The sequence below is a fragment of the Pseudomonas donghuensis genome (genome assembly GCF_000696345.2).
Classification (GTDB): domain Bacteria; phylum Pseudomonadota; class Gammaproteobacteria; order Pseudomonadales; family Pseudomonadaceae; genus Aquipseudomonas; species Aquipseudomonas donghuensis.
The window spans coordinates 2,651,268-2,666,203 of sequence record NZ_CP071706.1; the positions used below are offsets into that span (position 1 = coordinate 2,651,268).

Sequence of the window (14,936 nt, forward strand, 5' to 3'; positions counted from 1 at the left end):
TTGCGGAGAATCATGACACATGGCCTGCGCTTCTTGCGATCCGAATGACGCAGCTCATAGCCATCCCGAGGCGAGAGGCCATGCTCTGGGAATGCAGACACGCCCGCCATTCCCGCTTGCAAGGAGCTTCACCCCCAGACTGTCGGGCTGCGGATAGAGGCGACTGCTGAGGCTAAAGCACCCGCTTTCGTCGAACACCTCGATGGACGAGCGATCCAGGAACACGCGCAGTTCGAGTCGCTCCTGCCTTGCGTCTATCGCCACACTGCGCTGACCTGTGGCTTGCGCACCCGAGTGGCTGCGGTCAAGCACCAGACGACGTAACGACGCATCATAGTAGAGTAGGGTTTCTTCATGGCCATCGTCGCTGCAGCGCAAGGCGATTCCCAAGTGCCCATCGGTGCAGCCGAGCAAATCCAGATGCACATGGAGTTCGAGCATATCGCCCTTCACTTGCGGCACCCGCCGGGTTCCCGACCCATCCCACCATGGCGTACTCGGCAATGGCGCCTTGCGTAGAGCGCTGAGCTCCCGTGCCGGATACACGTGCAGGCGATCTGCGCGCAGTTCAAGTTCGCGCGGTAAACCGAGCATGCCGCACCAGTGATGGGCTCTGCTCGGCATCGGGCTTTCCCACATGTCGAGCCACGCCCACAAAAGTCGTCGACCATCGGCGGCTATCAACGTTTGCGCTGCATAGAAATCGTGGCCGTTATCCAGCTCGATAAAAGGCCCGCCAGTGAAGTGCCACTCGCTGTTGAGTCGGCCCACTCGATAACCGGTCTGGTACTTGTTGAGCCGTTCATAACCTTGGGGTTGCATGCCTTGGGGGGAGTACAGCAGCACATCGCGTCCGTTCAGTCGAAACAGATCCGGGCACTCCCACATGTAGCCATCGCCCTCGCTGCCACTGGACACGTAATCGAGGAACTCCCAGGTGAACAGGTCCGTAGAACGGTACAGCGGGAGCAGCGGCCTATCGCCCAGACGTGCGCCGGCAATGAGGTACCAATAGTCATCCTCTTTCCATACCTTGGGGTCACGAAAGTGCATTATCGTGTCGTGCGGCGCGGTTTCGATGACTGCGCCCTGCTTGACGAACCGGATGCCGTCGATACTGGTGGCCAGGCACTGTACTTGACGGATCAAGCGTTCGTCACCCACTTCCCCCAGCCAGGTGTGTCCGGTGTAGATCAGTGCGAGGGTATCCCCGTACACCACCGCACTACCGGAAAAACATCCATCACGGTCGAAGTCATCGCCGGGTGCCAGTGCAATGGGCAGGTGCTGCCAATGAACCAGATCGGCGCTTTTGGCGTGCCCCCAATACATCGGGCCCCATTTCGCTTCGAAGGGGTAATGTTGATAGAAAACGTGATATTCGCCACGAAAGTACACGACCCCGTTAGGGTCGTTCATCCAACCTGCCGGGGGAGCGATATGATAACCGGGCCGATAATCCTGGATGACACGAGACAGGCCGTCACTCAGTGCCTGCTGCGCAAGATCAAGGGAAGAAGACATTGGATCGCTCATGTTGTTCGAAGACAAGGTCATAGGGCCGGTGCTCGGTCTGAGCGCAGAGAGACTTCATTCGGACGGGTTTCAATGGCTTGTGGATGACGCTCCAAGACCGTACCGTCGTTGTCGAACAGGTGCAGGTTGTCGATGTCCAGCTGCAGTTCGACCCGATCGCCCGCCTGCCAGCCGGCGCTGACCTCGCAACGACAGATCAGTGGCTCCTCCTGGCCTGTTTCGAGGTGCACATACGTTTCGCTGCCAAGGTATTCGACCCCGGCCACGACGATCCCGACTGCCCCCCCTGCCGCTTTGAGCGAAACATGCTCCGGGCGAACCCCCAGGCTCAGTAACGTGCCTGCCGCCAGGTGTGAGCTGTCGAAGGGTAGGGAGGTCATACCCAAAACGGGGGTATCGACCAGGCTGGTTTCGCCCGGGGTATGCAGGCGCGCCGCTAGAAAGTTCATTTTTGGCGAACCGAGAAAGCCGGCGACAAAGCGGCTCGCTGGGCGCTCATAGAGTTCGCGCGGTGAGCCGATCTGCTCTATATGACCGCCATTGAGCACAACAATTTTGTCGGCAAGGGTCATCGCTTCCACTTGATCGTGGGTGACGTAGATCATGGTCGAGCTCAGTCGATCATGCAGCCGGGCGATTTCGTTGCGCATCTGCACCCGTAAAGATGCATCCAGATTGGAGAGGGGTTCATCGAACAACAAAATGTCCGGCTCCCGCGCCATGGCTCTGCCCATTGCTACACGCTGACGCTGTCCTCCAGACAGTTCCTTTGGTTTGCGTTGCAGCAATTTGTCCAATTGAAGGATCTGCGCTGTTTTCAGCACGCGTTCGCGCAGGGTGCTCTTTTCGGTCTTGGCCAGTTTGAGGCCAAAGCTGATGTTGTCGTAGACGCTCATGTGCGGATACAGCGCATAAGACTGAAACACCATGCCGACGCCACGCTCACGCGGTTCCAGGTCGTTGACCCGTTGCCCGTCGATCAGCAGGTTGCCGGCGCAGATCGAATCCAGTCCGGCGATCAGTCGCAGCAGGGTCGACTTTCCGCAGCCCGAAGGGCCAATGAATACTACGAATTCACCCGCAGCGATCTCCAGGTTAACGTCGCGAAGTATCTGCATGCCGCCCAGTTGCTTGTTCACGTTGTCTAGTTTCAGTTTGATCACGATGCTGTTCCTTGTACTTGTTGGGCATCAACCCTTTAACGCGCCGGCAGTGAGACCGGATACGATTCGGCGCTGGAAGATCAGCACCAGAATTACCAGAGGGACGGTGACCAGCACCGATGCGGCCATCAACAGCCCCCACGGCAGTTCATGGGGGCTACCGCCGGAAATCAAGGCAATGGCGACCGGCACCGTGCGTTGTGTGTCGGTGAGGGTGAAGGTCAAGGCAAACAGGAACTCGTTCCACGCTGCAATAAAAGCCAACAAACCCGTGGTGATCAGTGCAGGCCATAGCAGCGGCAACAGCACCCGGGTAAGGGTTACCCAGGGCGAAGCGCCATCCATGATTGCCGCTTCTTCCAGTTCATGTGGCAGTTGGCCCATGAACGTGGTCAGCACCCAGACGGTGAACGGCAGGGTGAAAATCGTGTAGCTCAGGATCAATGCCCAAGACGTGTTGTACAGGCCCAGGGCACGTATCACTTCGAACAGCCCCGACAGCACGGCAACCTGGGGAAACATCGACACGCCAAGCACCATCATCAATACCGTGCCACGCCCACGGAACTTCACCCTTCCTAAGGCATAGGCGGCGGTCACACTGAGGAACAGCGCCAGGGTCACCACGCAAAGCGCAACCACCAGCGAGTTACCGATCGCTCGCAGGAATGAGGCTTGGTGGAGTACCGCCGCGTAATTGGAGAAGTCGGGGCTTTCGACCCAGTAGCTCACCTGGAACAAGGCACCAGACGGCTTTAGCGAAGTCACGATGGCATAGTAGAAAGGGAAGACCGCATACAGCAGCAAAACCCCGATCAGACACCAGAACCCGAGACGTAACAGCGTTTTTTTGAGTAGGCGCAGGCTCATGACCGAACCTCCATTTGACGGCGTCCGAGGTAGAGATAAAGCATGGCGATTACCGCAACGACCAGAAACAGCAGAGTCGAGGCCGCGCTGCCATAGCCAACATCCTGGAACTCCACCAGGTGTTGGCGGGCATAGACCGACATGCTCATGGTGCTCGAAGAATTCGAGGTCAGCACATAGATCACGTCGAACACTCGCAGGGAATCGAGGATGCGGAAGATCGCCGCCACCAACAATGCAGGCATCAACAGAGGAAGCGTGACACTCCAGAACACCTTCAGCGGGTGAATGCCATCGACCCTGGCGGCGTCGTAGCAATCGCTCGGCAACATCTGCAAGGCCGCCAGCATCAGCAGCGTGACAAACGGGACGGTCTTCCAGACATCGACGATGATCACCGCCCACATCGACAGATCCGCATCTGCCGTCCAGGCCAGGGGCGCGTCAATCAGGCCGACGCTCAGCATCAGGTGATTGATGATGCCGAACTGGTCGTTGAGCATCCACGACCAGATCTTCGCCGAGACAATGGTAGGAATCGCCCAAGGAATCAGAATCAACGCACGCACCAAGGCGCGGCCGGTGAACTTGATGTTCAACAGCAACGCCACCAGTAGGCCCAGGACGACTTCCAGTCCCACTGACACCACGGTGAAATGCAAGGTGTTGCGAACAGCGTTCCACCATTGAGGATCAACCAGGATGCCCGACCAGTTGGAACCGTTGTGGAACAGATAATTGCTCAAGCCTACGAAGGATCCTTCACTGGTGTCCGCTAGGTTGGCGTCCGTCAGGCTGAACCAGAATGTGCGCAGTAGCGGCCAAACCGCCACCAGAGCCAGACACAGCAACATCGGTGTCAGAAACAGCCAGGCGGTGCGTACTTGGCGGCGCTGTACAGGCGTTTCCCGGGTGAGCAGGAGCTGCTCACGGGGGGCATGGGTAGTAGAGACAGGCATGGCGATTTCCTTCCTTGTGGCTTACCAGCTCCGACGTTTGATGCGAGTGAGCTCACCTTCCAGTTCGCTCAGCGCCTGATCGACAGGCTGCTCGCCCGCCAGCACGCCATGCACTCGATCGAAGAACGCATTGGAGACCCGTGGATAGCGATCGGCGGTTATTGAGGAGGGGCGCATCACCCCATCGTTGAGAATGCTGTGCAGCTGACTGTAATAAGGCATTGCCGCGAGCAGGTCGGGATCTTGATACAGCGACTCGATAACCGGGTTATAGGCGCCGACCAGGGCACGATGTTTCTGCTGCTGGGCACTGCTCAAGTAGCTCACTAACTCTGCGGCAAGTTTGGGATGGGCGCTGTAGCGCGATACTGCCAGGCCCCATCCGCCGAGGGTGGAGGCATGGGTGCCGGTTATGCCTCCACGGGGCAGGGGGGCGACCCCGACCTTGTCTTTTACGGCACTGTCCGGGCTTTGTACCAAGGCCCAGACATAAGGCCAGTTACGCATGAACAACGCATTTCCCGATTGGAATACGCCACGTCCTTCTTCCTCGGTGTAGTTGAGTACGCCTCGCGGGGAGATGTCTCCCACCCAGCTTTCCGCCAGGGTCAAAGCCGCTCTTGAGGCCTGAGTGTTGACCACGATGTCACCGCGTGGGTTGACCAGTCCGCCGTCCGGTTGGCTGCTGATCCACTCCAGCGCGTTACACGTCAGGCCCTCGTAGGCGCGTCCCTGAAAGATGTAACCCCAGGCATTGGGGTTCCCAGCAGTGCGCTCGGCCTGTTGAATATTCCTGGCGGTAGCGGTCATTTCCTCCCAGGTCTGGGGAACCTGCTGGTTGTACTTCTCGAGCAAGTCCTTGCGGTAATACAGCAGGCCCGAGTCGGTGAACCATGGCATCGTCACCAGCCGCCCGTTCACTGTGGCGTTATCCACCTGTGCCTGGAAGTAGCCCTGGGTAGCGTTGGCAGGAAGCACCTCGCGCAGATCCATCAGGTGTTTGGCCAGCATCCCCGGCCACACCATATCGATTTGGATGATGTCGATATCGGTGGACTGCGCACTGAGGATCTGTTGGTAGAACGACAGCCGCTCGGTCGCCGAATTAGGCGTGGAAACCACCTCGACGTTATTGCCGGTCTGTTTCGACCACGCCTCGACAGCCTCCTTGCAGAGTGCTAATTCCGCACCCACCGCACCGCACGAAATCGTCAAATCTGCTGCGCTCGAGGCGGATGGCAGTCCGGCGCAGAGGGTAATGAGTGCTGCTGGAAGGACAGATTTCAGCTGTTTCATTGCGGACCCTTTATTTTTGTTTTTAAAAAAGTTAACGTTAACATTGCCAAATGTAGCAGCGTCTTTGCGATGAGGCATCCTTTTTTTTACGTCGACCGCAACAAATCGAAACGCACGTAGAAAGGGCTGGTCGCAGGAGCAAACAATAAAAACAAGATAGGAAACCCACATGCAGAAAGCATCAAGCTGGCTACTTGCAGGTGTGCTCGGCACATCGGCTGCGACCTCTGAGGCCGCGACTCTGGAAGAACGCATGGCCGCGTTTGAAGCCCGTGCCAGCGCAGCGGAAAAGCGCGCAGCCGCAGCCGAACAGCAGACCCAAGCACTCGCCAGGGAATTGCAGCAGCTCAAACGTGCAACGCCCACCTTGCCGCCTGCGTCTACTTCGACAGCGATTGCGGCGCCCACGTTGGATGCCCGGGTTGCAACATTGGAAGCCCGTCAGCAAAGCATGGAGAAGCAGGGCAGCAGCGGACACCTTACTGACGGCTTCAGTTTCAAGGGCTACGCCCGTTCCGGACTGCTGATCAACGATGGACGTGGCGGTGGTCGTGGTGGCCCTTATACAACCCCTGCCGGTTCGGTCGGCGGGGCCGTCGGGCGACTCGGTAACGAAGACGACACCTACATGCGCATAGACCTCTCGAAAGAAGCCTATGCGCAAAACGGCACCCGTTCCAAATTCACGGTTTCTATCGCCGATGGAGTGGAAAGCTCCAATGACTGGACGGCCAATGAAAGTAACCTGAACGTGCGTCAGGTATTTGCAGAGCTCGACCATCTTGCTGCATTCAAGGGGAACTCAGTGTTTGAGAACGCCACCCTGTGGGCAGGCAAGCGATTCGACAGGGATAACTTCGACATCCACTGGCTGGACTCGGACGTCGTCTATCTGGCTGGCACCGGGGGTGGAATCTACGATATGCAGATGAACAAGCATTGGCGCTCGAATTATTCCTTGATCGGGCGTAACTACGGGGATTTCAGTGAAGGCGGTATCAACGCCGATGTGGAAAGCTACATCCTGACCTCTAACCAGTTCTTTGATAATGGTCAGTGGCAGTGGATGTTCAATGCCATTGGCTCAAAGAAAAACGACATTGGCACCCGCAGCAATGAAGCGGGCCTGACGCCTGCGGATTCAGGCTTGCACAGCATGCTGGCCAATCACCAGAAAAACTTTCTTGGCAGGGAAGGCTTCTTCAAAACGGCACTGCTCTATGGGCAAGGTCTGGGTGCAGAGGTCAAGAACATCGGCTCGGATGGCGAACTGATCGACGATGCCCGCGCTTTGCGTCTGGCGCTTTACGGTGAGACACCCATTGCACCTGGCTGGCGCATCGGTCCCAGCGTGCTGGCCGAACAAAGCAAGGACAGATACGTCAAGGGTGACGACTACCGTTGGATGACCCTGAACGTGCGCTTGGCCAATGAAATCAACAGCAATTTCGAGATGGCCTACGAAATGAGCTGGCAAACCATGGACCTCGATCCCAAGGGCTATATGCAACGTAATGCGGTCGACGGTAACTTCTGGAAATTCACGGTTGCCCCGACATTCAAACCTGATGTTGGAGACCTTCTCACACGTCCCGAGTTGCGCGTGTTCGCAAGTCTCATGAACTGGTCTTCGGATCTGGACAGGTACAGCGCCACAGACAACTTCGGCACGACGGACTTCAACGCCGGAGGTGTATGGCAATACGGTATACAGATGGAAACCTGGTTTTAATATTTGAACGTGTCGGCCACCCCGCCTTCACGCATCAAACCCGGCTTTTCACCCTGCGTATTGAGTCATTGTTTACCGGTCAACGCTGATGAGCCTGCAGTTATCCCTACGATAAAAAACTGAGGAAATGACGATGGTATTGCCTCGCGCAGTAGTATTTGGCGAAGCCCTGACGGACCTTGTCCAAGGCACCCCTGGACAGTGGAAGGGCTACCCAGGTGGTGCTCCTTGGAACGTTGCACGAGCACTAGGTCGCTTGGGTGTTAGCAGCGCTTTTGCTGGGGCAGTGAGCAAAGATTCAATGGGCGACGAGATAGTCTCGCAGTCGAAAGCTGCAGGGCTGGATATGAACTTCATCCAACGGGTAGATCGAGATCCTTTGGTCGCCATTGTTCTATCGAGCCGTCCTCCACGTTACTTTTTTGCGGGAGATGCCGATCTTTTTTTCGATCCAGATCAGATGCCCGAAGGATGGCTCAACCACGCAGAGCTGTGCCACTTCAGTTGCATCAGTTTGGCTCGACAACCACTCGCAGACAGGCTGGTTAAAATTGCTCAGGAGGCCAAGGGCGCCGGTAAACGGATTAGCTATGATCCCAATTGGCGCACGTTAATGGATCGCCATTATCGGGAGCAGACCTTCACTACGATGACCACCCTTGCTGACATGATCAAGCTGTCCGACGAAGACCTCCGGCATATTTATCCAGGGCTGACCGAATACCAGGCAATGGATGAGCTGCGTGCTCTGAATTCTCAGGCGCAGATCCTTTTTACCCGAGGGGAACACGGGATGACTCTCCACACCCCGGACAGCCAACTTGATCAGCCAGCGATTGCCGTGGAAGTGGAAGACACGGTAGGAGCAGGAGATGCTTGTATGGCGGGTTGGCTGGCTGCGCAGATGCTGGGGATCGCAGACTTGAAAGAGCGCCTGCGATTTTCAGCGGCTTGCGCATCCATATCGTGCCGTCATGCCGGAGCCCATGCTCCTGCACTAGCTGATGTAGATGGTTTACTGAAGCTGCTAATGCATACCTGAGCATGGTTGCCGGCGCTGCAAGCGGGAGGCCAGATTCAAGATAAACAAACTGCGCTGGCTAGTCGTCGAAGGGTTTGTCATCAGTCACAGGTGAGCGATCGACCAGGTTGAACCAGCGGTTCCGCACGTCATACTCCTGAACCGGCCGGCCGCGGTGGGTCTCGATCTTCAGCACGCGGCGACTCAGCGCGGTTTCCGTGTTGGTTGCACCTGTCGATCGGCTGGCTTCGCCAAACCCTCCACGCAGCTTCCCAGCCTGACTCATGCGTTGCGCCAGGGATGATCACCCGTTGATTGCAGTCGCTCGAACGCAGATTGCCGCGAAAGCTGGCGGCGATCTCACCCGCAATCACCTGGTCGCGACCTCCCAGCAGATGCCGCTGGGGCAATGATTTCACCCGGTCCCGATAGGCCATCGGGTCCAGCGAACCGTTCAGCGGCGACAAGCCTTTGAGCTGTACCCATAAGCCTGGATCAAGATTGCCGGCGATGGTCTGGATCTGCGTGACATCGTCCCGTTGCCCGGCCAGCAGCACCGCCAACGCCGCGCCGCCCGAATACCCCACCAACTCGAACTCGCGATTGCCGAAGCGCTGTTTGAGCCGGTCCAGCGCCTGGCTGAGGCTGCTGACCACTTCCTGGGAGAAGCGCCGATCAGTCCACAGCGCAGAGCTACAGCCTGCTGCGGTGACGAACTGGCAAGGCCGTGCGAGATAGGCATTCGGGGTCGGGTCCTCAAGCGCCAGTCGTGCCACCAGCAGGTTGCGCGGGCTCGGATCAAGGCTGGGCTGAGTCGCCGTGGCCCAGGCATGGCCGTCGCCTTCCAGGTACACCCGCAGACGCTCGGTTGCACGCTGGTCAGGTGGTGCCAGCATGGCGAGCGGAAATGGCTGTCCCGGTACTACCTCCAGGTGTCGACCGTGCTGTTCAGCCAGTTGCTGCAGCGTTTGAAAGGAGGATTGGCAGGCACAGAGAAGGGCGCTGACCAGCAGCGCCCCCACGGTTCGACAGACGCCGGCCCACGGGCGTGGGCCGGCAAGGCGGTTGCTCATCAGAAGTCGTAACGGACTTTCGCCGAGAACACGTCGGCATCGAAGCCCGACTTGCCGATGTAGTCGTAGTTGACGCCCAGGGTCACCGCGCCCAGCTTGTAGTCGGCACCCACGCCGGCTTCGTAGCTGTTGCGTGCTGCCTTGGCACCGCTGGTCACGAACGGCGTGCTGCCGAGCAGGAAGGTCGAGGTGCTTTTCGCTTCGTCAGCGGCGAAGTCGTGATACGCCATCAGCTTGGCTTGCGGCTCCAGGGTACCGGCGCCCAGGGCGAAGCTGCCCGCCACACGCAGGCCGGCACCCAGCTCGATGGCTTCGTAACGCTGATCTTCGACCTTCAGTGCTGCCGAAGAGCCTTTCTCGCGGTAGCCGTCGATGTTCACCAGGCTGTAGCGTGCGGCCAGGCGTGGCTCAAGCAGTACCTGCGGGTTGATACGGTAGGTGTAGCCACCGATCAGGTTCAGGCCCAGCAGGTCGCTGTCGTAGTCAGCCTTGGCGCGAGTGCCGGCAATGTTGCGCTTGCTTTCGTTGTCGTTGAAGCCGTAGGTCAGGCTGGCATCAACGAAATAGTTACCCTGCTCGAACCCACCGTAGAGGGTAAAGGCATGGCTGTCGACTTCGGTCTGGTTGCCGCTTTTGCCGTTTACGTCGGTGTTGATGAAGCTGTACGCCAGGCCCAGGGTCAGGTTGTCGTTCAGCTTGCCATCGGCACCCACGGCGATACCGCGGCTGTAGGCGTTGTAGCCGGCCACGCCGTCGCGCAGGTCTTGCGAGGCATCGCTGTACAGCGACTGGACCCAGACACCGGCTTCCTTGAAGCCCTCGCCCGAGGAGGCGCCGCGCAGCGAGCTGGTGCGGCTGCCGGTGACGTTGCTCACCAGGTTCTGGCTGGTGGTGGCGGCCTGGGTCGCGCCGCCGTTGGTTTCCGGGGTCAGTTCCGAGGCCAGCTTGGCGACCTGGGCTTCATCGGCGTTGAGCAATGCCTGCTTGAACGGGTCGTTGTTGGCCAGCTTGCCGATCATGCCGTCGGCGGTCAGGCTGCCCAAGGCTTTCTGGCTGTTGGCCGAACCACCCTGGTTGGTGATGATCTGCTCGACTTCTTCCTTGCCCTTGCCGGTGACGACAGCCACCACCTGATTGTTGTCGACGGTGAAGCTGTCGACCTTGAGCAGCGCCGAGCTGCTGACCAGGTTGAGTTTGCCGTTCGGGTCGACGCTTTCGCCGTCGGCGCCCAGCAGCTCAATCTGGCCGGCTTCGATCAGTTTGTAGGTGCTGCCATTGGCGTTGAAGTCTTCGCCTTTGGCCGCCAGTTGCACCTGGGCGCCCTGGCCGAACTGGGTGGTGCCGGTGACCTTGAGCACGGCCGTGTTGGCGTCGGTGGCGCTGCTCAGGTTCAGGCCCAGGGCCGAATTGCCGGCGACGTACAGGTTGCCGTCGATGCTGGTGTGCGGGGCTTCGAGGGTCAGGGTGGTTTTCAGGTTGTCGCTGACGCTGCCGACATCGATCCAGCCGCCGTCTTTCATACGAATGTTGGCGCCGTCAGCCCGGCTGTCGGTACCGGTGAACGAGGTGTCGCCTTCGATCTCGATATTGCTCAGGTCGATCAGGTTGCCGACGATCACGCTGCCTTTGCGCAGGATCAGCTCGACCGGGCGGTTGCTTTCCGAGGCGTCGATGGCCTCGTCGGCAGAAATGATCGAACCGCTGTTGAAGATGTTGAAATCGCCTTCTTCTTTGTACCAGGGCTGGGCGCCCGGGCTGTCGAAGTCGCTGAAGCCGATGGCGATGGCGGCGTCTTCGGCGCGGATGGTGCCGGTGTTGACCAGGTGGTTGTTCATGCCGGTGAAGCTGGCGCCGTCGATGCGGATACCCTCGGCGTCGTCGCCGTTGGCAATGATGGTGCCGTGGTTCTCGATGCCGGCCAGGTCGACCATGTCGGTGTACGCGCCCGAGCCGCTGGTGGTGGCGTCGATGCCGGTGGCGCCTGCGCCGGTGACTTCGATCAGGCCACGGTTGATGACCTTGCCGACGATCTCGCCGCCTTCAAGGTTGATGCCTTTGGCATCTTCACCCTTGGCGATGATCTTGCCGCTGGCGGCATTGAGCAGGTCGCCGTTGATCACCGACGAGCCGGAGAAATCCACGGCGCGGGCGACATCGCGGCCGCCGTCGTCGCTCAATGGCGCACCTTCGGCGTACAGCAGGCCTTCGTTGATGACGCTGCCGCCGATCTTCGCCGGGTCGATCATCAGCGCGTTGGCGCCGCCACCAATGGCAGAAATGCTGCCCTTGTTGATCACGTCGCCACCAACGCTGTTGGCGACCCACGGCTGCGTGCCTTCCCACACGTCCATGTCGACGCCGCCGGCGAAGTCGCCGGTGCTGTTGATGGTGGCATTGAGAATCAGGTCTTTCTCGATGCTCGAACCGTTGAGTTCGATGGCATCTTCAGCGCTGCGGCCGTTGTAGGCGCCGGTGATCTCGAGATTGCCGCTGTAGTGCTGGTGCTCGCTTTTAAAGCCGGCGTTGGTCAGCTGGACAGTGTCTGCGAAGGCGGGCAGGGCAGTGGTGGTTACGGCCAGGGCGAGCAGGGTCTTGCGAAACATCACGGGGGTCACGGTTCATTCCTTTAACGGCGTTTTGGGTGCTTCGCTTCCGTGCGGGGCTGGACCTCGTTGCGACAAAAAAGGTGGGGCCACGCAGAAGAGCGCGGCGATGGTAAATGAGTTGATGTCAAAATGATATTATTTGATTGCGTGACCGCTACTTGACCCGGAACGGTTGAGCCACCATGAACGCCACCGGCAACAGCGGTGCGGCGAGGATCATCAACACGCCATCAGCGGTGACGGTGACCGGCGTCAGCAGTACCTGGGTAACCTTGCTCTTTTCCCTGTAGGCCGACACCTGAAGGGTGTACGTGCTGTTCAGCGTATTGCCCTGAAAACCCGTGATGTCCTTGGCGGACTCAAACCGGCTGCCGCGGATTCTGTAGCGATGCAGCAGGGCGTCCTGCTGCGCCGACGCAACGAAGCCCAGCGCTTGTGCCTCGTTGAGCTCGTGTGGATCAAGTTGCCCAAGCCCGGGAATCTTGAGTACGAACTCGCCATCCAGGGTTTTAAACATGCCGACGTGGACCGGCAGAAACTCAGCCTGCATCTTTGCATGCAGCCCTGAGCGGATCGCCTGCAACAGTTCGGGTTCGACCAGGATGACGTAGTGGTATTTTTTGCCCAGCACCACAAGGCTCTTCTGGTCAGCCGTGACATAAAGCTGGCCAACCTGCTCTGTATAGACTTCATCGCTGGCCCGCGGCTTATACAGCGCGCTGGTCAGGCAGCCACTGATGCTGGCGCTGCTCAGCGCAGCCAATGCCAACAGTGTGGCCCTGAGCAACCTTGGCCGGGGCGAGGTCTTTTGCATGTTTGATCCATTCCATGGTGGGGTGGGGATCATAACCTGCAGCACGGCGACATCGCTGAAGAAACTGCGCAACACCGTCAACAAGGCGGGCCCGCCACCACAGCGGGCCTGCCAGGCGCGTCAAAGCTTGGGCATCTGCCCCACACGCCCCATCATTTCCGTCACGACTTGCAGGTCCAGCAGGAACTGCTCCACGGTCTTGAACTCGTTGTCGTTATGCCCGGTGTACTTGACGTCGGGCATGGCCAGGCCGAACTGCACGCCATTGGGCAGTTCATGCACCGAGGTGGCGCCAGCGGAGGTGCCGAACTCGTGCTTCATCCCCAGGTTCTCGCTGGCGACTGCCAGCAGCGCCTTGACCCATTCGCCCTCGGGGTTGCGGTACATCGGCTCGGCGATCGAGTAGTCGAAGGTCGGTGTGATGTGGCTCTGTTTGCTCCACGCATCCAGCTTGCCAGCGATTTCACTCTTCAGGGTTTGCGGGCTTTTGCCCTTCGGCACACGCAGGTTGACCGCCAGCTTCAAGGCTTTGTCGTCGAGGCCGACGTAGGTCAGCGAGGTGGTCAGCGGGCCCATGAATGTGTCCGCGAAACCGACTCCCAGCTTGCCCCCCAGGTAGTCCAGGCCCCAGTTGTCGGCGGCGTAGCGGGCGGCGTCGGTGATGTGGTTGTGCTTGAGCGCGACCTTGCCTTCGAGGCTGTTGAGGAAGTCGAGCATCCGCGCCACCGGGTTGACCCCGGACTCCGGCTCCGAGGAGTGCGCCGAGACCCCGGTGACGGTCAGTTTGACGTCCTTGCCGTCGACCTTGGCGCTTACCTCGAAGTTGCCGCCATTGGCCTTGGCATACTCAGCGCCGGCTTTTTGCAGGCTGGCAGCCAATTCGGCGGGCTTGTCGGTCACCAGGGTCGCCACCGAGGTGGACGGGATCTGGTTGGTGGCCAGGCCGCCGGTCAGCGCGATGATTTCAGCGCCTTTGCCTTCGCCTGCGCGCCGGGCAAAGCTGGCCATGACCGTGCCATAACCTTTCTCGGCGATCACCACCGGGTAGCCACCGTCCAGCGCCAGGTTGTAGTTGGGCGTCGGGTTGCGCTCGAAGTAATAGGGGATGGCGTCGCCGGTGGTCTCTTCGGTGGTGTCGACCAGCAGTTTGAAGTTGCGTGCCAGCGGCAGCTTTTCTTCCTTGATGATCTTCATCGCATACATCGCCACGACGATACCGTTTTTGTCGTCTTCGGTACCACGGCCGTACATGCGATCACCGATCAGGGTGACCTTGAACGGGTCGAGGCGGGTGCCGTCCTTGAGTACCCAGTTCTCCGGCGTCACCGGCACCACGTCGGCGTGGGCATGAATGCCGACCACTTCATCGCCTTGGCCTTCCAGGGAGATTTCATAGACACGGTTGTCGATGTTACGGAAGTTCAGGTTGAAGGCCTGGGCCAGGCCCTTGATCTTGTCGGCGATCTTGATGAACTCGGGGTTGTCGTGCTGGGCAACACCGTCGACGCGAAAGGTCGGAATGGCTACCAGTTCACGCAAGGTCTGGGTGGCCGCATCGCCGTACTTCACCCGCGCATAGATACCCAGCAGGCGATGGATTTCGTTCTGTTGTTCAGCTGTCAGCTGCTTGTTGCCGAGGAAGGCGGCGATGCTCTGGTCGAGCTTGTCGGCCTTGCCGAGTTCGCTTTTCGCCACACTGGCGAGGAACTGACGGAAATCCTTGACCGATGCGTCGCTGAAGCGCTTGAGAATGGCCGCGCTCTGCTGCGCGGTGATGTTGGCATGGGCAGGCGAAGTGATGGATGCCAGGCCAGCCAGCATCAGGGTGGCCGCAGCCAGTTTTTTCAGGGCGAAATTCATTGCGGG

General features: G+C 59.2%; 11 protein-coding genes. 2 read left to right on the top strand and 9 right to left on the bottom strand.

The features are described 5' to 3' along the window. Positions 1-54 precede the first annotated feature (54 nt). The 5 genes from BV82_RS12330 to BV82_RS12350 are packed head-to-tail and all read right to left on the bottom strand — an operon-like array spanning position 55 to position 5,824. Positions 55-1,557 carry a glycoside hydrolase family 32 protein gene (locus BV82_RS12330; RefSeq protein WP_051636779.1) on the bottom strand — a complete coding sequence of 501 codons (1,503 nt, stop codon included), beginning with the start codon at positions 1,555-1,557 and terminating at the stop codon, positions 55-57. Further along, positions 1,554-2,699: an ABC transporter ATP-binding protein gene (locus tag BV82_RS12335; RefSeq protein ID WP_036995898.1), complete on the bottom strand. Its 1,146-nt coding sequence runs from the start codon at positions 2,697-2,699 to the stop codon at positions 1,554-1,556. Before BV82_RS12335 ends, BV82_RS12330 begins: the two co-directional genes overlap by 4 nt. Before the next feature lie 27 nt (positions 2,700-2,726). Then, entirely contained in the window at positions 2,727-3,569 is an 843-nt protein-coding gene (locus BV82_RS12340) for a carbohydrate ABC transporter permease (protein WP_010221890.1), read from the bottom strand. Further along, on the bottom strand, positions 3,566-4,528 hold the full coding sequence (locus BV82_RS12345; RefSeq protein ID WP_036995897.1) for a carbohydrate ABC transporter permease: 963 nt from the start codon (positions 4,526-4,528) through the stop codon (positions 3,566-3,568). Before BV82_RS12345 ends, BV82_RS12340 begins: the two co-directional genes overlap by 4 nt. A 21-nt stretch (positions 4,529-4,549) precedes the next feature. Further along, on the bottom strand, positions 4,550-5,824 hold the full coding sequence (locus BV82_RS12350) for an ABC transporter substrate-binding protein (protein WP_036995943.1): 1,275 nt from the start codon (positions 5,822-5,824) through the stop codon (positions 4,550-4,552). 169 nt (positions 5,825-5,993) lie between these two features. On the opposite strand from BV82_RS12350, the gene BV82_RS12355 reads away from it, so the two are divergent. Next, entirely contained in the window at positions 5,994-7,556 is a 1,563-nt protein-coding gene (locus BV82_RS12355; protein WP_036995896.1) for a carbohydrate porin, read from the top strand. Positions 7,557-7,689: 133 nt separating this feature from the next. After that, positions 7,690-8,598: a carbohydrate kinase family protein gene (locus BV82_RS12360; RefSeq protein ID WP_036995895.1), complete on the top strand. Its 909-nt coding sequence runs from the start codon at positions 7,690-7,692 to the stop codon at positions 8,596-8,598. 128 nt (positions 8,599-8,726) lie between these two features. Here the strand turns inward: BV82_RS12360 and BV82_RS12365 are convergent, their stop codons facing one another. From BV82_RS12365 to BV82_RS12380, 4 genes are all read right to left on the bottom strand, one after another. Next, a complete protein-coding gene (locus BV82_RS12365; RefSeq protein ID WP_010221897.1) occupies positions 8,727-9,650 on the bottom strand; it encodes an alpha/beta fold hydrolase in 924 nt (307 codons plus the stop codon). Further along, entirely contained in the window at positions 9,650-12,265 is a 2,616-nt protein-coding gene (locus BV82_RS12370) for an autotransporter family protein (RefSeq protein ID WP_036995894.1), read from the bottom strand. The genes BV82_RS12365 and BV82_RS12370 overlap by 1 nt, the downstream gene beginning before the upstream one ends. 145 nt (positions 12,266-12,410) lie before the next feature. After that, positions 12,411-13,145 (bottom strand): hypothetical protein, encoded by a 735-nt coding sequence (locus BV82_RS12375; protein ID WP_244993548.1) that lies wholly within the window; start codon positions 13,143-13,145, stop codon positions 12,411-12,413. Positions 13,146-13,190: 45 nt separating this feature from the next. Next, on the bottom strand, positions 13,191-14,930 hold the full coding sequence (locus BV82_RS12380) for a dipeptidase (RefSeq protein WP_010221901.1): 1,740 nt from the start codon (positions 14,928-14,930) through the stop codon (positions 13,191-13,193). Positions 14,931-14,936 lie beyond the last annotated feature (6 nt).

Bases quoted from the DNA above. Each gene is read 5' to 3' on its own strand.
- BV82_RS12330 (WP_051636779.1), bottom strand. From the start codon at position 1,557: ATGACCTTGTCTTCGAACAACATGAGCGATCCAATGTCTTCTTCCCTT.
- BV82_RS12340 (WP_010221890.1), bottom strand. From the start codon at position 3,569: ATGAGCCTGCGCCTACTCAAAAAAACGCTGTTACGTCTCGGGTTCTGG.
- BV82_RS12345 (WP_036995897.1), bottom strand. From the start codon at position 4,528: ATGCCTGTCTCTACTACCCATGCCCCCCGTGAGCAGCTCCTGCTCACC.
- BV82_RS12350 (WP_036995943.1), bottom strand. From the start codon at position 5,824: ATGAAACAGCTGAAATCTGTCCTTCCAGCAGCACTCATTACCCTCTGC.
- BV82_RS12355 (WP_036995896.1), top strand. From the start codon at position 5,994: ATGCAGAAAGCATCAAGCTGGCTACTTGCAGGTGTGCTCGGCACATCG.
- BV82_RS12360 (WP_036995895.1), top strand. From the start codon at position 7,690: ATGGTATTGCCTCGCGCAGTAGTATTTGGCGAAGCCCTGACGGACCTT.
- BV82_RS12365 (WP_010221897.1), bottom strand. From the start codon at position 9,650: ATGAGCAACCGCCTTGCCGGCCCACGCCCGTGGGCCGGCGTCTGTCGA.
- BV82_RS12380 (WP_010221901.1), bottom strand. From the start codon at position 14,930: ATGAATTTCGCCCTGAAAAAACTGGCTGCGGCCACCCTGATGCTGGCT.